The sequence below is a fragment of the Roseovarius pelagicus genome (genome assembly GCF_025639885.1).
In the GTDB taxonomy this organism is placed as follows: domain Bacteria; phylum Pseudomonadota; class Alphaproteobacteria; order Rhodobacterales; family Rhodobacteraceae; genus Roseovarius; species Roseovarius pelagicus.
In genome coordinates this window covers 1380647-1397911 of sequence record NZ_CP106738.1, presented here as the reverse complement: position 1 = coordinate 1397911, position 17265 = coordinate 1380647, and the positions used below count along the sequence as shown (strand labels likewise).

The window sequence follows — 17265 nt, the reverse complement described above, 5'->3', positions numbered from 1 at the left end:
TGAACTGAGGGAATGGAATGTCGGAACCATGCAAAGCACCAAATCCCCCTACTGGCAAGGTGTGCGCGCGGGTCTGCCGTTTATCCTGATTCTCGCGCCGTTCGGCACACTCTTTGGTGTGGTGGCCGCCGAGTCGGGGCTGAATCTGTTCGAAGCACTGGTTATGTCCGTGCTGACCATCGCGGGCGCGTCGCAGTTCACGGCGCTGCAACTGCTGAACGAGCAGGTTCCGACGCTGATCGTGATCTTGGCCGCATTGACGGTGAACTTGCGGCTGGCGATGTATTCCGCCGCGTTGACACCGCATCTGGGACAGGCATCACCGTGGATGCGGGCATCCGTGGCCTATTGCATCGTTGATCAGACCAGCGCCTGTTCGATTGCAGCCTATGAAGAAAATCCGGACTGGACCCTGCGCCAGCGGCTGGCATTCTTTTGGGGGGTCGCCACACCGATCATGCCGAACTGGATGGTATTCACCTGCGTTGGCGCGCTGGTCGGCGAGGCGATTCCAGAGGAAGCCGCGCTCGACTTCGCAATCCCGATCACCTTTATCGCGCTGGTCGTGCCGATGATGCGCACGGGCGCGCACCGGGCTGCGGCGCTGGCGGGCATCGTGGCGTCACTGATGCTGACATGGTTGCCATATTCGCTGGGCATCATCGTGGCCGGAATGATTGGCATGATGGTCGGGGCCGAGGTTGAGCGGCGCGGAGACAGGGCATGATAGACAAGACGACCCTTTGGCTTGTGATTCTGGCGCTGGGCGGGGGCAGCTATCTGTTGCGCTTCGTATTCATCGGACTGGTCGGTGACCGCCCTTTGCCCGCATGGTTGCTGCGGCATCTGCGCTACACGGCCGTGGCGGTTCTGCCTGCGCTGATTGCGCCGATGGTGCTGTGGCCTCCTGCGACGGGCGGGCAGATCGATCTGCCGCGGCTTGCTGCTGCGTTGGCAGCGATTATCGTCGCGTGGAAAACGCGCAGTGTGATCGGGTCCGTGCTCGCCGGGGGCGGGACGCTCTATCTGGGGCTGTGGCTGGCTGGGTTGAATCTCTGATTTTGTCTGGTCCCGGAGCGGCGGTCACGTCCGAGTGCAACCGCTAACACATCGAAAACACTGCGGAGGCTTGATCCAAGGCGGCCCCAAGCGTCGATGACAGATCAATGCTTTCGGAATAGGTGGCGACAACATGCCACGCATGCCCCCAAGTGCAGATCCGGCAAACATGTAGATCGGCAGAGACATTCAGGCGTTCTGCTCATCCGAAAACCCGCCGATTTCTTCTTCGGCGGGCTCTTTGTCTTAACGTCGTGCGACGTTTAGCCGATGGCGGCCGCTTTCACGTCGTCGTCAATAAACGGCACGTATTGCTCGAAGTTCGACGAGAACATTTCGACCAATTTGGCCGCCTGACGGTCATAGGCCTCTGGGTTGTCCCATGTGCGCCGCGGATCCAGTAGTACGGTTGGTACGCCCGGAGCGTCCTTTGGCACGTCAAAGCCAAAGTTCGGATCTTTGCGGAATTCCACATTGCTGAGCGACCCGTCGAGAGCCGCCGTCAGCAGCGCGCGTGTGGCCTTGATCGGCATCCGCGCACCGGTGCCGTAGGCGCCGCCTGTCCAGCCGGTGTTTACCAACCAGCAGGTCGCTCCGTGCTTGGCGATCTTGGCTTTAAGCAGGTTGCCGTAAACCTCGGGGCGGCGCGGCATGAACGGTGCGCCAAAGCAGGTGGAAAAGGTTGGCTCTGGTTCGGTGATGCCGCGCTCGGTGCCCGCCACCTTGGAGGTGAAGCCGGACAGGAAATGATACATCGCCTGCGCCGGTGTCAGCCGTGCGATGGGGGGCAGCACGCCGAACGCATCGCAGGTCAGCATGATGATGTTCTTGGGGTGGCCGCCGATTGCGGTCGCCGACGCGTTCGAGATGTATTCCAACGGATAGGCGCAGCGCATGTTCGCGGTCAGGCTGTCGTCGTCGAAATCCAGTTTCCGGGTCTCTTCGTCGTAGACCATGTTTTCGATTACGGTGCCGAATTTGCTGGTCGTGGCATAGATTTCCGGCTCGGCCTCGGCGTTGAGGTTGATCGTCTTGGCATAGCAGCCGCCTTCAAAGTTGAAGGTGCCACGATCAGACCAGCCATGTTCGTCATCACCGATCAGCGTGCGGTCCGGGTCTGCCGACAGGGTGGTTTTGCCGGTACCGCTGAGGCCAAAGAACACGGCGGTGTCGATGGGGTTGCCCTTGGCGTGGTTGGCAGAACAGTGCATTGGCATGATGTTCTTTTCCGGCAGCAGGTAGTTCAGCAAGCTAAAGACCGATTTCTTGTTCTCGCCTGCATACTCGGTGCCGCCGATCAGGATGATCTTGCGATCAAAGTTCATCGCGATCACAGTTTCAGAGCGGCAATCGTGCTTTTTCGGGTCCGCCTGAAAGCTGGGGCAGTTGATGACCGTGAAATCAGCGATGAAGTGTTCCAGCGTGTCGCGCTCGGGACGGCGCAGCAAATGGCGAATAAAGAGACCATGCCAAGCCAGTTCCGTCACCATGCGTACCTTGATCGAATGTGCCGGGTCCGCGCCACCGATCAAATCCTGCACATAGTAGTTGCCGCCCTGCATATGGGCGATCATGTCGTCATAGAGCGCGTCGAAACCTTCGGGTGACATTTCGGCGTTGTTGTCCCACCAGATGTTGTCGGCAACGCTGTCAGTCTTGACCACATGCTTGTCCTTGGGGGACCGTCCAGTGAATTTACCGGTCGAGACGAGAAACGCGCCGCCGCGCCCCAGCGTGCCTTCGCCGTTCTTCAATGCGGCCTCGATCAACGCCGGTTCGATCAGGTTGTAGTGCACTTCGCCAAGTCCGCTGATGCCTTGATCTTCAAGCTGGAAGCTCGGATTTACCCGTCCCATTGTCATCGCGTATATTCTCCAATTTGGATCATCGCCGAGTTCGGCGGCTGTAATGGGCGCGGGTGGTATGCCGGTATGCGCAGCCCGCCGATGCCCGATTAGCGGCGTCTTAGCATGACGTTTCCGCAAATGAACAGGTCACTTTTACGCAGTTAGCGCAACCAAGAGAACGTTAGCGCAATCAGCCACCTGCATAGGCGGCGCCGCGCCGGAATGGAACAAATGCGAACTATTAAGGCGCGGCATTTTAGCCATTCATCATGGTTTTTTTGCCCAAATGAGACGGGAAAATGGGCCGATTCGCAGTTTAGGATTGATTGTAAAGAAGAAAGGGGCGCATAAAGGTGAAAAAAGCAGGCAACACGAGCAGTACAAGGACAGCAATAATGTCTAAAATCGCCCTTGTGGACGATGACAGGAATATTCTGACATCTGTGTCCATGACACTCGAGGCCGAAGGCTTCGAGGTCGAAACCTACAACGATGGCCAGCAGGCCTTTGACGCTTTTAACAAGAAACTCCCCGATATGGCGGTCTTGGATATCAAGATGCCGCGCATGGATGGGATGGATCTGTTGCAACGTCTGCGGCAAAAATCATCCATGCCGGTTATCTTCCTCACTTCCAAAGATGATGAGATCGACGAAGTTCTCGGCCTGCGGATGGGCGCGGACGACTATGTGAAAAAACCGTTCTCGCAGCGTCTCTTAGTGGAACGTATTCGCGCGCTTCTGCGTCGACAGGACGCGATTGAGGGCAACGTGCCCGAAACCGAGTCCGAAGATGGCAAGGTGATCGAACGGGGTGAATTGCGGATGGACCCGCTCCGCCACGCTGTCGCGTGGAAGGGGCAGGACGTTTCATTGACCGTGACCGAATTCCTGCTGCTTCAGGCGCTTGCGCAGCGGCCCGGTTTTGTTAAGTCGCGTGATCAGCTGATGGATGTAGCCTACGACGATCAGGTGTATGTGGATGACCGCACCATCGACAGCCACATCAAGCGCCTACGCAAGAAGCTGCGCTCGGTCGACAGTGAATTCTCTGCGATTGAGACGCTTTACGGGATAGGCTACAGATATAACGAAGAATAACCGTGGCTTTGGTCGAGGGGATCAGCGTGCGTGACACGGCACACGGGCCTGCCGAGGGGCAGGATGGCGATGTAGTTCTGGGCGATGACTTTGTCGCCCCGGAGGGTGTTGTCGAAGAAGAAGTTCGCGCACGGCGTGCGCGGCGCGGCATTTCTTCGCTACGATCGTCACCTCTGACGCGCAAGATTATCACGTTTAATCTGATCGCCCTCAACATTCTTGTTGCAGGAATTCTGTATCTCAACTCCTCGCGCGACGGGCTGGTGCTGCAACGTGCCAACGGTCTGGTAGGCGAGGCAGAGCTGGTGGCAGATGTGTTCGAGGCACAGTTGCCGACAGCGGCACCGGTCAATCTGATGACTGGCGACGGTATTGATGTGGAACAGACATTGGCCGGGCTTGATATCCTCAAGGGTGCCGAAGTGTTCGTGTTCGACGAAAACGGTACGCTCGCTGGGCATGTTGTTGGCCAGATGTCGCGCAACGAAAACGGCTCAAAGGATCAACCCACGCTAATCACTGACGCGCTGAGTGTGCTTTGGGGTTGGGTCTCGAAACCATTCATTTCGCAATCTCCTGCCGTGTCGCGCAGTGTCGAGGACACGGTGCGCGCGCAGGTGCCAAAGGTTCTAAAGGCGGGCACGCAGATTACATCGGGCGAAGTCGCCGATGGTGCAGTATTTTCCGTCGCCACGCCGATTGAACATAACGGGCGTGCCATCGCGGTCGTGGCGTTGGTCAGCGCGTCAGGCGAGATTGACAAGCTGGTGATGGCCGAACGCGAGCGCGTGTTGCAGATGTTTATCATCGCGACGCTGGTATCCATCGGCCTCAGCCTGATTCTGGCCTCGACTATTGCACATCCGTTGGCTGATCTGGCGGCTGCCGCCGAGGTTGGCGGCGCGCGTAACCGCGGAAAACATGGCAATGGTCGTATCCGCATACCAGACCTTACCGCACGCCCCGATGAAATCGGACGTCTCAGTGGTGCGCTGCGTGGTATGGTGGGCGCGCTTTACAACCGGATTGATGGCAACGAACAATTCGCCGCAGACGTGGCGCACGAGATCAAGAACCCATTGGCCTCGCTCCGCTCTGCCGTGGGCACCATGCGGGTGGCCAAGCGCGACGACCAGCGCGAGAAGCTGCTGGATGTCATCGAGCATGACGTGCGGCGCCTCGACCGGCTGGTGAGCGATATTTCGAATGCGTCGCGGCTGGACAGCGAACTGGTCAAGGAAGAGGAAGAACCCTTCGATCTGCTGACAATGCTGCGCAATCTTGGTCAGTATCTGGGCGAAGAGGCCAAAGGCAAGGGTATCGACTTTATCACCGATTTGCCAAAAGACTCGATCGTGATCAACGGGTTGGAGGCGCGGCTGGCGCAGGTCTTTGTCAACCTGATCTCGAACGCAACCAGCTTTTGCGAGGATGGCGACGCGATCCGCATCTGGGCGCGCCGCCGCGAAAATCGCGTGTTGGTGGTGGTCGAGGATACCGGCCCCGGCATCCCCGATCAGGCGCTTAGCAAAATCTTCCAGCGGTTCTATTCGCAACGCGATGCCAGCGATTTCGGCAATAATTCCGGCCTTGGCCTTGCGATCTCGAAACAGATTGTCGAGGCGCATGGCGGCGTGATCTGGGCCGAGAATATTCGTCCTACCGATGCCGACATCACCTCTGATCCTTTGGGTGCGCGGTTCGTCGTCGGTCTGCCCGTCTAGGCAGGGACGTGTCCGTTGTTACGATCCCGCATGATGCAGTAACGATACATGCCAGTTGTGTCGCCCTTGACGGTCTGGCGGTGTTGATCCGAGGGCAGGCCGGCAGCGGTAAATCCGGGCTGGCCCTGCAAATGATCGCGCTTGGGGCCGAATTGGTTGCTGATGACAGAACCTGTCTGTGGCGCGCGGGTAATATGGTGATGGCGGCATCCCCACCGACGATTCTGGGGAGGATCGAGGCGCGCGGCGTGGGAATTCTGGCTGCACCCGTCGCTGCCCCCAGCCCACTGGCGCTGATTGCGGATATGGATGGCACGGAATCCGAGCGTCTGCCGCCGTTTCATACCGATCACATTCTCGGGATCACGCTGCCTTTGGTAAAGAAAATCACCGAGGCCCATTTTGCTGCGGCACTGACACTCTATCTAAAGTATGGTCGAACGGACTGACACGCACTGGCAAACGATTGCCCATGCCATCAGAGTGTGGTCAACCTGCCCAAAGAATTCTGTTGGTGGAGCCTGACAAATGTCTGACATGCAGAACGCACGGACCATCGTTCTGGTCACCGGGCCATCGGGGGCAGGCAGAACCACAGCAATCCGCACGTTAGAGGATATGGGTTACGAGGCGATTGATAACCTGCCGCTATCGCTGTTGCCGCGCCTGATCGGTGAACCTGCGCCTACGCAATCGCTGGTGCTGGGTGTCGACACCCGCAACCGAGAATTTTCCACTCATGCACTGATCGAAGCGATCGACAGCTTGGACAAGCTTAGCGGCGTACCGGTTCAACTGCTCTATATCGACTGCAATGCTGATGTGTTGCTGCGGCGTTTTTCCGAAACGCGACGGCGTCACCCTATGGCCCCGGACGAAAGCCCGCGCGCAGGGATCGAGCGTGAACTGGATCTGCTGGGCCCGATCCGCGCTAGGGCCGATCTGCTGATCGATACCTCCAGCTTCAGCCCGCATGATCTGCGCGCGGAACTGGCGCATTGGTTCGGACCCAAGACCGGACGCCGTCTGGCAGTATCCGTGCAGTCGTTTTCATACAAACGTGGTCTGCCACGCAGTGCCGACATCGTTCTGGATTGCCGTTTCCTTCGAAATCCGTACTGGGAGCCGTCATTGCGGTCACTCGACGGACGCGCCCCTGAGGTTGCGGCCTATGTGGCCGAAGACCCGTTATACGCGTCATTCCAGCGGCAATTGAGTGAACTGGCGTTTTTGTTGTTGCCCGCCTACGAAGATGAGGGCAAATCGTACCTGTCTATCGCTCTGGGATGTACCGGGGGGCAACACCGGTCGGTGGCGATGGCAGAATCTTTGACCGCGACCCTTGCAGAGCGGGGGTGGCAGGTGTCAACTAGACATCGGGAACTGGAGCGTCGCGCCGCCGGGCCAACGGGCCAGATGGATGTCGCGGACGCGCGATAAGGGGAAGTAGGCGTGATCGGGATCGTCATCGTGGCACACGGCGGCCTCGCGCGCGAGTATTTGGCCGCAATAGAGCACGTCGTCGGCGCACAACCCGGAATCCGTGCGATCACCATCGAAGGCGACCATGATCGTGGCGCCAAGCAAGCCGAGATATGCGCGGCTGCCGATGAGGTGGATACCGGAGCGGGCGTGGTCGTGGTGACGGATATGTTTGGCGGCTCACCCTCGAACCTGTCGCTGAAGGCCTGTCAGCCGGATGATCGCCGGATCCTCTACGGTGCCAACTTGCCAATGCTGATAAAACTGGCCAAAAGCCGGGGTAAGCCCCTGCCTGATGCGGTACGCTATGCGCTGGATGCGGGGCGCAAATATATAGACAGCCAAAACATATCGGTGAAATGACCATGACGAGTGCAACCAGGCGTCAGCTGGAAATCGTGAATGTGAAGGGATTGCATGCCCGCGCGGCTGCCAAACTTGTAGAAGTGGTCGAAGGATTTGACGCCAGTGCCGAGGTTTCCCATGATGGCCAATCGGCGAGTGGCGACAGTATAATGGGCCTTTTGATGTTGGCAGCCGCCAATGGAACCACTATTGACGTTGAAACGCGCGGCCCCGATGCCGAGGCGCTGACGGATGCTATCACGGCACTCGTCGCGAACCGGTTCGGCGAAGACATGTAAGCGCCAGCAGAGCGCCGGACAAAGTGGGACTGTCCAATTGGTGAAGCAACATGATGATCGGGGCGATGAGACGCCCGCGGAGATGGTCAACTTCACCAAGTATGACCGCCGTAGCCTGACCTATGCCAATTCCTTTGACAAACCCCTGACTGCTTTCATCATCCGTACGATCGAGATGTTCACCGGCAAGATCACGATCCTGCGCATGATCCGCGCATTCGAGAAACGTGGCGCGCCGATGGGACAGCCGTTCTGGCGCGCGGCGTTGGGGACGATGGGTATTGATCTGCTGACGCCGGACGAGGAATTGCTGAATATTCCGCTTGAGGGGCCGGTCGTGGCAGTGGCGAACCATCCTCATGGGTTGGTGGACGGAATGATTTTGGCCGATCTGATCGGTCGCCGCCGGACTGATTACAAGATACTCACCCGCGCCTTGTTGACCGGGATCGACGAGGTGGCAGCCAGCTATATGATCTCGGTGCCATTTCCGCACGAACCTGATGCGCAGCGCAAGTCGGTTGAAATGCGCGCCAAGGCGATGGCACATCTCAAGGAAGGCGGATTGATCAGCGTCTTTCCCTCGGGGGTCGTGGCCAACTCGGACACTCTCATGGGCCCCGCGATCGAACGGGAATGGAACGTCTTTACTGCGCAGATGATACGTCGGTCAGGCGCTGCTGTGGTGCCGATCTATTTCCCCGGCGCCAACAGTCGCTGGTATCAGATGGCCAACCGTATTTCCGCAACGCTGCGGCAGGGGCTTTTGTTGCACGAGGTCGTGCACAGCTGCAAACGTCCGCAAAAGCCGGTCGTCGGCGCGCCGATCAGCGACGAACGCATGAAGATGCTGGAAAGCGATCCGCGCGGCTTTATGACGTGGCTGCGTGAACATACTTTATCGCTGGGCGACGATGACCCGGCCTCAACCAAGGATACATGACATGACCAAGATCATCCGTAGCCAAACCAACCAACGCATGAGCCAGAGCGTAAAGCATGGCGAGGTTGTCTATCTTGCCGGTCAGGTCGGCAAGCCCGGGGAGAGTGTCGCCGATCAGACGCGCACCTGTCTGGCGAACGTGGATGCGCTGCTGGCTGAGGCTGGCACCGACAACACCCGCATCCTGCAAACGACCATCTGGATGGCCGACATGGCCGATTTCGCAGAAATGAACGAAGTGTGGGATGCGTGGGTGCCCGAGGGACATGCCCCGGCCCGCGCCTGTGGCGAGGCCAAGCTGGCCACCCCCGAATACAAAGTAGAAGTGCTGGTCATCGCTGCCTGTGACGGCCCGCAAGCCAGCGGTCGCTGAGCGCACGCATATCAACGGTCGGGGTGCGCGCGTCCCGGCCTGTCTCCTCCCGTTTCTCTGAAAGGTGCGTGCATATGTCCGGCCACGGCATCCCCATCCCTATGACGTCTGCAAAATGCGGCCCACTCAGCGGCACAGCAGAGGTTCCGGGTGACAAATCCATCTCGCACCGATCGCTTATTCTGGGCGCAATGGCTGTGGGTGAGACACGCATCACTGGCCTGCTGGAGGGCGAGGATGTGCTGGACACGGCCCGCGCCATGCGCGCCTTTGGAGCAGAGGTCACCGATCATGGCGGCGGTACGTGGTCGGTCCACGGTGTCGGCACCGGCGGGTTTGCCGAACCGGACCGCGTGATCGATTGCGGCAATTCCGGTACCGGTGTGCGGCTGATCATGGGAGCGATGGCGACCTCACCGATCACTGTGACCTTTACCGGTGATGCCTCGCTGAATGGCCGCCCGATGGCGCGAGTGACTGATCCGCTTGCCCTCTTTGGGGCGCGTACAGTCGGGCGCAGTGGCGGGCGGCTGCCGATGACCATCGTTGGGGCCGACAACCCTGTGCCGGTCCGCTACGCGGTCCCGGTGCCGTCGGCACAGGTCAAATCGGCGGTATTGTTGGCAGGGCTGAACGCCCCCGGCCAGACCGTCGTGATCGAACGCGAGGCAACGCGCGACCATAGCGAGCGGATGCTCGCGGGGTTCGGCGCACAGATTACCACCGAGGACACGGACGAGGGTCGTATCATCACCCTGACCGGTCAGCCGGAACTGCAACCGCAGACCATTGCCGTGCCGCGTGATCCGTCTTCTGCGGCGTTTCCGGTCTGTGCGGCGCTGATTACTGATGGATCCGACGTGCTGGTGCCGGGTATCGGCCTTAACCCGACGCGCGCAGGTCTCTTTACAACGCTGCGCGAGATGGGCGCGGACCTGACCTATGAAAACGAACGCCTCGAAGGCGGAGAGCCGGTCGCCGATCTGCGCGCACGCTTTTCGCCGAACCTCAAGGGGATCGAGGTCGATCCCGCCCGCGCCGCCAGCATGATCGACGAATACCCGGTGCTGTCCGTCGTTGCCGCATTTGCCGACGGTCCAACCGTGATGCGCGGGGTCAAGGAACTTCGCGTCAAGGAAAGCGACCGGATTGATGCGATGGCCACGGGTCTGCGCGCCAACGGGATCGAGGTCGAGGACGGAGACGATTGGTGGATCGTTCACGGACGCGGTCATGGCAATGTGCCCGGCGGGGCCATTTGCGCCAGCCATTTGGACCACCGCATCGCAATGGCTTTTATGGTGTTGGGTATGGGCACCAACGCGCCCGTCCGCGTCGATGACGGCAGCCCGATCGCCACATCGTTCCCGATTTTCGAGCCGCTGATGGCAGGCTTGGGCGCAAAAATCAGCCGCGACGCGTAATCGCGACTAGCACGCGATCCAACGTTGCCGTTGCCACGATACCCAGCCTATGGTGCCATCCGGCACCCGGACGAGATGCCACGCGCCGTCTCTGGGCCCCATCATTTCGATCCGCGTCCCCGATGGCAGCTTATATAGCCGGGTGCCCGTCCGAGAACTGGGTTCGGTCCGCAGGGCAAGCCACGCATCAGGCGGGCGCACATCATAGACGATACAGATCGGGTTCGCAGGCGCGGCGGGTTGTTGCGTTGATTGGCTTTGCGAAGACTGGCCGCTTTGGGTCGATGTGGCATTCTCATCGGGAGTGCCGATGTTGATCCTGCTGGGCAATGGCATTTGCGCGGTCACGTCGTCCTCGCAAAGCCCAAGACCGGGATAACAGTCATCTCCGGTTTGCGCGGCGGCAGCAGACATAAACAGGGCAGCGGTCAGTATGATGAGATATTTCATAACGTTCACATTCTAAAAGTCAGGGAAAACGCTGGTCACGAAGGCTTCGCCTTCGACCAGAGCGGCGGTAATATTGCTGTTTGGGTTGTTGACGTAGTACCGAAATCCGGCGCGCAAGGCGACGTGACGCTCCTGCGGGGTGCCGTGATGGCCGATATTGGTAAAATTGTTGTCGCCCAGCTCAAAGATTTTGCGCGCGAGCGTCTCCAGATCCTCGGACCTGTGGCTGAACTTGGTTCCCATGTAATACCCTGCCACGAAATCGGCATGCAGCTCTAGAAACTTCACAGTCGAATGCGCCTTGGACAATCGAGAATAGAGGTCACGATCAGAGAACTGGATGATGTGGGTGAATTCATGCGCGATGACGCCCGCGACGATGGAGCCGCCGAAATAGGCCGAATTCAGATGTTCGGTCAAAAGGTCCAGTTGATACAGTATCGTGCCATCCGTGCCCGGCGTCTGTGGGAACACCTCCGGCGTGGCCAGCGCGTTCTGTATGCCGCCCGAGTAAACAAAGAATGCGGGGCGCACCCGGAAAAAACGGGATTGCGCCATAAGCTCTTGCACCAACGCCCGATCAATGGCCAGCGTGCCCGTTCCGCTGAGAATGTTGAGGGATTGCAGATCGAACCCGGCGTCAGTCCCACACAGTACAATCGGTTGCTCTTGGTCGTCGGCACCTGCGGCAAAGGACGTAGTCAATGTGCAGCAAAGCGTCAGTGCAATAGCAACACTGATACGCCGAATGAAGGCAGGCAATGCAATAACCATGGCTGTCACCGATAAAAGGAGCAGGAACACCCTTTATCTTAGGTGGACACATAATGAGTTGGCAAGTTTGATGCGGGGTGGCCTGCTACCGGGTAGGCAGTCGATGAACGTCGCAAACATGAAGAGGCCGCACATCCATTGCAGATGCGCGGCCCCCAGCCGTTTGGTCGATGCCGAGTTAGTTCAGCGCCTTGTCGGTGATCGCGTGGGTCCACGCGGCATCACCCGGATGTGCCGTGATGACCGGATCCGACCCGCCCGACAGAAGCGATTCAATCGTCCGCTCGTAATCTGCGGGATCAAGCGTGCCGTTGCTGCCTGCGGTCAGTTTGGCCACTTCGCTCATCATGCGGATTTGATGTTCTTCGGTCTGTGCGCCTGTGGCGTCGTTGTCCAGAACGATCATTGCGGCGTCTTCGGGGTTCTCCTCGGCCCACTTCCAGCCTTTCATCGAGGCGCGGACGAAACGAACCATGCGGTCGACGAATTCAGGATCATTGAGGTTTTCCTCAAGCACATACATGCCGTCTTCAAGCGTCGCGACGCCCTGATCCTCATACTTGAACACCACCAGTTCTTCTGGCGTCAGGCCGGCGTCAATGATTTGCCAATATTCGTTGTAGGTCATGGTCGACACACAGGCGGCCTGGCCCTGCAGGATCGGATCGACGTTGAATCCTTGTTTGAGCACGGTCACGCCCCCGTCAGAGCCGTCGGTGGCCAAGCCCAGTTTGTTCATCCAGCTCAGGAACGGATACTCGTTGCCTCCGAACCAGACGCCCAGTGTTTTGCCCGCGAAATCAGCCGGGGTTTCCACACCGGCATCCTTGCGGCAGGTCAGCATCATGCCCGAAGATTTATAGGGCTGCGCAATATTCACCAGCGGCAGGCCCTTTTCACGGCTCGCCATGGCCGACGGCATCCAGTCGAGAACGACATCAGCGCCGCCACCCGCGATCACCTGTGCAGGGGCAATGTCCGGTCCGCCGGGTTTGATCGTGACGTTCAGATCTTCTTCGTCATAGAACCCTTTGTCTTGCGCGACATAATAGCCAGCAAACTGTGACTGCGTGACCCATTTCAGTTGCAATGTGACATCATCGGCGGCCTGCGCAGCGGCAGCCCCCCAGACGCCCAGTGCAGCGACCCCGAATGTGGTTGTAAGTTTGTTCATCGTGTTTTCTCCCTGTTACGGTTTTTTGAACGGTTGATTATCGGCCCCGTTGTGATGGGTGCCAGAATGTCACTGCTTTCTCCAGCATGGCAACCCCGCCGTAGAACGCGCTGCCCGCAAGGGCGGCGACAACGATCTCGGCCCAGACCAGATCTATCGCCAGTTGCCCGACCGAGATCGAGATGCGAAAGCCCATACCCAGCGTCGGCGAGCCGAAAAATTCCGCGATGATCGCGCCGATCAGGGCCAGCGTTGTGCCAATCTTCAGGCCGTTAAAGATAAACGGCATCGCGGCAGGCAGCCGCAGCTTCAGCAGGGTTTTCCAGTAGCCCGCGGCATAGGTGCGCATCAGGTCACGCTGCATGGCATCGGTGTCATCCAAACCCTGAACGGTGTTTACCAGCATCGGGAAAAAAACCATCATCACGACCACCGCAGCCTTGGACTCCCAGCCAAAGCCGAACCACATGACCATGATCGGTGCCATCCCGATGATCGGCAATGCCGCTGCAAAATTTCCAACCGGCAGCAATCCACGTTTCAGAAACTCAAACCGGTCCACCGCAATCGCCATCAGAAATGCGGAACCGCAACCCATGATATAGCCGGACAACGCCCCTTTGACGACGGTCTGCACAAAGTCGCGCCACAAGAGACCTAAGGAGGCAACAAATGTCTGTGCGATCAGCGACGGCGCCGGTAACAGAACCTTTGATATACCAAACCCCCGCACCACACATTCCCAGACAATGATCAGTGTCAGGCCAAAAATGATTGGAACTGCGATCTGCACCATGCGGGTCGCCGGTTGGCGAGCGAGCCAGACGTTTAACAGCCAGCCACCGATCCATGTGGTGAGCCCTGCAAGCAACCAACCCATCACGCGATCCCCATACGGCGCAGAGTATAGCGCTGAACCAGCCCGATGAGGCCGACCATCAACGCGGCCAACGCGGCGGCTGTCAGCAGTGCGCTCCAGATCTGGATGGTCTGCCCATAGTAGCTGCCAGCCAGCAGTCGCGCCCCCAGACCAGCCACGGCGCCGGTCGGCAATTCACCCACGATGGCCCCCACCAGACTGGCGGCAATCCCGATCTTGAGCGAGGTAAACAGATACGGCATCGACGATGGCAAACGCAGACACCAAAAGGTCTGCGCCGCGCTGGCATTCCACGTGCGCATCTGGTCCAGTTGTATGGCACTGGGACTGCGCAACCCTTTGACCATGCCCACGACGACCGGGAAAAATGACAGGTACATCGAAATCATCGCCTTGGGCAGCAACCCGGAAACACCAACAGCGTTCAGCACCACGATGATCATCGGAGCAATGGCAATGATCGGAATGGTCTGGCTGGCAATGACCCATGGCATCACGCTCATGTCCATTGTCCGGTTGTAGACGATCCCGATGGCCAGCAACGTGCCCAGAGCGGTGCCCAGCACGAACCCCAACGCAGTCGCGCTGAAGGTGATCCAGCTGTGGTAAATCAAGGATCTCTTGGAAAACCCCCGACCGCTCAGGATCATCGCACCGGTTGTTTTCCATATTTCCGCCCCAACCTGATGCGGCGCGGGCAGCTTGGGTTTTTTCTGGCTCCACGTATCTGCCACCAGTTCTGAGAAACTCAGCTCTATGCCTGCGCGTGCAGCCTTGTCCTTGGCCCAAGGCGCGTTCAGCGACACTGCCGCACCATACCAAAGCGCAAAGATCGCGGCCACGACTGTAAGTATGGGCAGGACATTGCGCATCACCGGCTCCCTGATTTCATCTTTCCACAAATACCTGAATTGCTGGGCCGATAGCGGGCGAAGTTTTCAGGTATTTTAAGAAAGGCGAAAGGATATTGGAGTCTCTTGAGCGAACGGTACAGGCTGAGGATCCGATGATCGTGAACGGTGATAGGCCCCAGCCCGATTGAAAGGGCAGGGGCAGGCGGGCCAAACCGGTGATCAGTCATCGTCGTGCCCCGCACGCAACCCGTCGCGTACGCGGTGGGCGATGTCGATGAATTCCGGCGTGTCGCGAATGTCGAGGGGCCGTTCCCGGGGCAAGGGGCTGTCGATCACATCTGCAATCCGTCCTGGGCGTGGCGACATGACGACGATCTTGGTGCTCAGATACACCGCTTCGGGGATCGAGTGGGTGACAAAGCAGATCGTCTTTTGCGTACTGGCCCAAAGATGCAGTAGCTGTTCGTTCAGGTGATCGCGCACGATCTCGTCCAGCGCGCCAAAGGGCTCGTCCATCAGCAGGATATCGGCATCGAATGCCAGCGCACGGGCGATGGACGCGCGCTGCTGCATCCCGCCCGATAACTGCCATGGGAATTTCTTCTCAAACCCGGCAAGTTCAACCAGTTCCAGCACGCGCTTCACCCGCTTGGCCTGATCGGATTTGTCATAACCCATGATTTCCAGCGGCAGACGAATATTGCCGCCGATGGTGCGCCACGGATAGAGGCCTGCCGCCTGAAACACATACCCATAGGCGCGGGCGCGGCGCGCCTCAGCCGGGCTGACGCCGTTCACCGTGATCGTCCCGGCGGTTTGTTGTTCTAGGTCGGCCATGACCCGCAGGAACGTCGTCTTGCCACAGCCCGACGGACCGATGAAGCTGACGAAGTCGCCTTTCTCGACGTCAAGACTCACGTCCTTGAGCGCGTGGACCGGGCCATCGTTGGTCTGGAACGTCAACGAGAGGTTTTGGGCGCTGATCACGGTTTCCTGGGTCAATGCCTAGCTCTCCATTTCGCGGTATGGACGTGGGATTGCTTGCGCGCGCGCTCCCCCATCAAATCCCCGCCGGAATATTCAGCGGGTCGCGCTGGATCATCTTGGGCGCGGTCAGTGCCTTCCATTTGCTCAGCGCGGTCATTGCCGACGGGAATGCCGGACGGGGGACGAACTTGCCGCGGCCGGGCTGTGGCTGGCTGTTCTGGCCCCAGCCCCAGATCACTTCGCCTCGGCTGATCGTGTAGCGGCTGTTGGCCGTAACTTCGAATCCTTCGAACACATTATAGTCGAGGATCGAGTGGTGGTTGGAATGCGAGATCGTCTTGGTGATCTTGGGGTCCCAGACAACGATATCGGCATCCGCGCCTTCGACGATGGCACCCTTACGGGGATAGATATTCAGGATTTTCGCCACATTGGTCGAGGTGACAGCAACGAATTCATTAGGTGTCAGGCGGCCGGTTTCCACGCCATGCGTCCACAGCACCGGCATCCGTTCCTCCAACCCGTTCGAGCCGTTGGGGATGATACGGAAATCATCCTTGCCCGCGCGTTTCTGCGCGGTGGAAAATGCGGCATGATCGGTCGCGACCACTTGCAGTGATCCCGATTGCAGCCCCGCCCACAGGCTGTCCTGATGCGATTTATCGCGGAAGGGTGGAGACATGACGCGCTGCGCGGCATAGTCCCAGTCGGTGTTGAAATAGACGCTCTCATCCAGTGTCAGGAACTGCGCCAGCGGCTCTCCATAAACGCGCATGCCCTTTTGCCGCGCGCGTCGGATCGCCTCGTGCGCCTGTTCGCAACTGACATGCACAATATACAGCGGCACACCCGCCGCATCGGCGATACAGATCGCGCGGTTCGCCGCTTCGCCCTCAAACTCGGGTGGCCGGGAATAGGCGTGGCCCTCTGGCCCGGTGATACCCTCGTCGAAATACTTTTGCTGCATATCGGCGACCAGATCGCCGTTTTCGGCATGAACCATCGGCAGCGCGCCCAATTCGGCGCAGCGCTTGAACGACGCAAACATCTCGTCGTCCTCAATCATCAGCGCGCCCTTGTAGGCCATAAAGTGCTTGAAGGAATTGACGCCCATATCGACAGCGTCTTTCATCTCGTCAAAGATGTTCTCATTCCAGCCGGTGATCGCCATGTGGTAACCGATATCGCTGCAAATCTGCGGTGCGGACTTTCGGTGCCACTCATTGATCGCGTTCTTGATGCTGCCATCTGCGCCGGGCAGGCAGAAATCCACCAACATCGTGGTGCCGCCACAGGCCGCTGCCCATGTGCCGGTCTCGAACGTCTCGGCCGCCGTGGTGCCCATAAAGGGCATTTCCAGATGGGTATGCGGGTCGATCCCGCCGGGGATGACATAGGCACCCTCGGCGTCGATGTACTCATCGCCCTTCAGGTCCTCGCCGATCTGCTTGATCGTCTCGCCCTCGATCAGCACATCGGCCTTCCACGTGCGATCGGCTGTGCAGACGGTGCCGTTCTTGATGACTTTGGTGGTCATGGAGCCTCTCCCT

General features: G+C 59.0%; 19 protein-coding genes. 11 read left to right on the top strand and 8 right to left on the bottom strand.

The window, feature by feature from the left end:
- Positions 1–28: 28 nt before the first annotated feature.
- The gene (locus N7U68_RS07935; RefSeq protein ID WP_165196638.1) at positions 29–727 is read left to right on the top strand and encodes an AzlC family ABC transporter permease; all 699 of its coding nucleotides are present in this window, start codon (positions 29–31) and stop codon (positions 725–727) included.
- Positions 724–1059, top strand: coding sequence for an AzlD domain-containing protein (locus tag N7U68_RS07930; protein ID WP_263048771.1), 336 nt, complete (start codon positions 724–726; stop codon positions 1057–1059). The genes N7U68_RS07935 and N7U68_RS07930 overlap by 4 nt, the downstream gene beginning before the upstream one ends.
- A 263-nt stretch (positions 1060–1322) precedes the next feature.
- On the opposite strand, the gene N7U68_RS07925 is transcribed toward N7U68_RS07930, so the two are convergent.
- Entirely contained in the window at positions 1323–2921 is a 1599-nt protein-coding gene (locus N7U68_RS07925) for a phosphoenolpyruvate carboxykinase (protein WP_165196642.1), read from the bottom strand.
- A gap of 380 nt (positions 2922–3301) precedes the next feature.
- Here N7U68_RS07925 and N7U68_RS07920 point away from each other — a divergent pair, with 380 nt between their 5' ends.
- From N7U68_RS07920 to aroA, 9 genes are all read left to right on the top strand, one after another.
- Positions 3302–4006 (top strand): response regulator transcription factor, encoded by a 705-nt coding sequence (locus N7U68_RS07920; RefSeq protein ID WP_165196644.1) that lies wholly within the window; start codon positions 3302–3304, stop codon positions 4004–4006.
- Between the two features lie 26 nt (positions 4007–4032).
- Positions 4033–5730, top strand: a complete 1698-nt coding sequence (locus N7U68_RS07915; RefSeq protein ID WP_165196646.1) for a sensor histidine kinase — start codon at positions 4033–4035, stop codon at positions 5728–5730.
- Between the two features lie 8 nt (positions 5731–5738).
- Positions 5739–6179, top strand: coding sequence for an HPr kinase/phosphorylase (locus tag N7U68_RS07910; protein WP_263048770.1), 441 nt, complete (start codon positions 5739–5741; stop codon positions 6177–6179).
- 79 nt (positions 6180–6258) lie between these two features.
- Positions 6259–7170: an RNase adapter RapZ gene (rapZ, locus tag N7U68_RS07905; protein WP_373322977.1), complete on the top strand. Its 912-nt coding sequence runs from the start codon at positions 6259–6261 to the stop codon at positions 7168–7170.
- Between the two features lie 12 nt (positions 7171–7182).
- On the top strand, positions 7183–7575 hold the full coding sequence (locus N7U68_RS07900; RefSeq protein WP_263048769.1) for a PTS sugar transporter subunit IIA: 393 nt from the start codon (positions 7183–7185) through the stop codon (positions 7573–7575).
- Positions 7576–7577: 2 nt separating this feature from the next.
- Entirely contained in the window at positions 7578–7856 is a 279-nt protein-coding gene (locus tag N7U68_RS07895) for an HPr family phosphocarrier protein (protein ID WP_165196652.1), read from the top strand.
- A gap of 82 nt (positions 7857–7938) precedes the next feature.
- A complete protein-coding gene (locus N7U68_RS07890) occupies positions 7939–8799 on the top strand; it encodes a lysophospholipid acyltransferase family protein (protein ID WP_165197996.1) in 861 nt (286 codons plus the stop codon).
- Between the two features lies 1 nt (position 8800).
- Complete coding sequence (locus N7U68_RS07885; RefSeq protein ID WP_165196654.1) at positions 8801–9172, top strand: RidA family protein; 372 nt, start codon at positions 8801–8803, stop codon at positions 9170–9172.
- Positions 9173–9246: 74 nt separating this feature from the next.
- Complete coding sequence (gene aroA / locus N7U68_RS07880; RefSeq protein ID WP_165196656.1) at positions 9247–10596, top strand: 3-phosphoshikimate 1-carboxyvinyltransferase; 1350 nt, start codon at positions 9247–9249, stop codon at positions 10594–10596.
- Positions 10597–10602: 6 nt separating this feature from the next.
- Here the strand turns inward: aroA and N7U68_RS07875 are convergent, their stop codons facing one another.
- From N7U68_RS07875 to hydA, 7 genes are all read right to left on the bottom strand, one after another.
- On the bottom strand, positions 10603–11046 hold the full coding sequence (locus N7U68_RS07875) for an SH3 domain-containing protein (RefSeq protein WP_165196658.1): 444 nt from the start codon (positions 11044–11046) through the stop codon (positions 10603–10605).
- Between the two features lie 12 nt (positions 11047–11058).
- The gene (locus N7U68_RS07870) at positions 11059–11820 is read right to left on the bottom strand and encodes a hypothetical protein (RefSeq protein ID WP_263048768.1); all 762 of its coding nucleotides are present in this window, start codon (positions 11818–11820) and stop codon (positions 11059–11061) included.
- A gap of 178 nt (positions 11821–11998) precedes the next feature.
- Positions 11999–12994 (bottom strand): ABC transporter substrate-binding protein, encoded by a 996-nt coding sequence (locus N7U68_RS07865; RefSeq protein ID WP_165196662.1) that lies wholly within the window; start codon positions 12992–12994, stop codon positions 11999–12001.
- Positions 12995–13031: 37 nt separating this feature from the next.
- Positions 13032–13874, bottom strand: a complete 843-nt coding sequence (locus N7U68_RS07860; RefSeq protein WP_165196664.1) for an ABC transporter permease — start codon at positions 13872–13874, stop codon at positions 13032–13034.
- The gene (locus N7U68_RS07855; RefSeq protein ID WP_373322976.1) at positions 13874–14746 is read right to left on the bottom strand and encodes an ABC transporter permease; all 873 of its coding nucleotides are present in this window, start codon (positions 14744–14746) and stop codon (positions 13874–13876) included. Before N7U68_RS07855 ends, N7U68_RS07860 begins: the two co-directional genes overlap by 1 nt.
- A 201-nt stretch (positions 14747–14947) precedes the next feature.
- A complete protein-coding gene (locus N7U68_RS07850) occupies positions 14948–15730 on the bottom strand; it encodes an ABC transporter ATP-binding protein (RefSeq protein WP_165196668.1) in 783 nt (260 codons plus the stop codon).
- Positions 15731–15788: 58 nt separating this feature from the next.
- Positions 15789–17252: a dihydropyrimidinase gene (gene hydA, locus N7U68_RS07845; protein WP_263048766.1), complete on the bottom strand. Its 1464-nt coding sequence runs from the start codon at positions 17250–17252 to the stop codon at positions 15789–15791.
- Positions 17253–17265 lie beyond the last annotated feature (13 nt).

Bases quoted from the DNA above. Each gene is read 5' to 3' on its own strand.
- N7U68_RS07895 (WP_165196652.1), top strand. From the start codon at position 7,578: ATGACGAGTGCAACCAGGCGTCAGCTGGAAATCGTGAATGTGAAGGGA.
- N7U68_RS07935 (WP_165196638.1), top strand. From the start codon at position 29: ATGCAAAGCACCAAATCCCCCTACTGGCAAGGTGTGCGCGCGGGTCTG.
- N7U68_RS07920 (WP_165196644.1), top strand. From the start codon at position 3,302: ATGTCTAAAATCGCCCTTGTGGACGATGACAGGAATATTCTGACATCT.
- N7U68_RS07865 (WP_165196662.1), bottom strand. From the start codon at position 12,994: ATGAACAAACTTACAACCACATTCGGGGTCGCTGCACTGGGCGTCTGG.
- N7U68_RS07860 (WP_165196664.1), bottom strand. From the start codon at position 13,874: ATGGGTTGGTTGCTTGCAGGGCTCACCACATGGATCGGTGGCTGGCTG.
- aroA (WP_165196656.1), top strand. From the start codon at position 9,247: ATGTCCGGCCACGGCATCCCCATCCCTATGACGTCTGCAAAATGCGGC.
- N7U68_RS07925 (WP_165196642.1), bottom strand. From the start codon at position 2,921: ATGACAATGGGACGGGTAAATCCGAGCTTCCAGCTTGAAGATCAAGGC.
- hydA (WP_263048766.1), bottom strand. From the start codon at position 17,252: ATGACCACCAAAGTCATCAAGAACGGCACCGTCTGCACAGCCGATCGC.
- N7U68_RS07870 (WP_263048768.1), bottom strand. From the start codon at position 11,820: ATGGTTATTGCATTGCCTGCCTTCATTCGGCGTATCAGTGTTGCTATT.
- N7U68_RS07875 (WP_165196658.1), bottom strand. From the start codon at position 11,046: ATGAAATATCTCATCATACTGACCGCTGCCCTGTTTATGTCTGCTGCC.
- N7U68_RS07885 (WP_165196654.1), top strand. From the start codon at position 8,801: ATGACCAAGATCATCCGTAGCCAAACCAACCAACGCATGAGCCAGAGC.
- N7U68_RS07890 (WP_165197996.1), top strand. From the start codon at position 7,939: ATGGTCAACTTCACCAAGTATGACCGCCGTAGCCTGACCTATGCCAAT.
- N7U68_RS07930 (WP_263048771.1), top strand. From the start codon at position 724: ATGATAGACAAGACGACCCTTTGGCTTGTGATTCTGGCGCTGGGCGGG.
- rapZ (WP_373322977.1), top strand. From the start codon at position 6,259: ATGTCTGACATGCAGAACGCACGGACCATCGTTCTGGTCACCGGGCCA.
- N7U68_RS07855 (WP_373322976.1), bottom strand. From the start codon at position 14,746: ATGCGCAATGTCCTGCCCATACTTACAGTCGTGGCCGCGATCTTTGCG.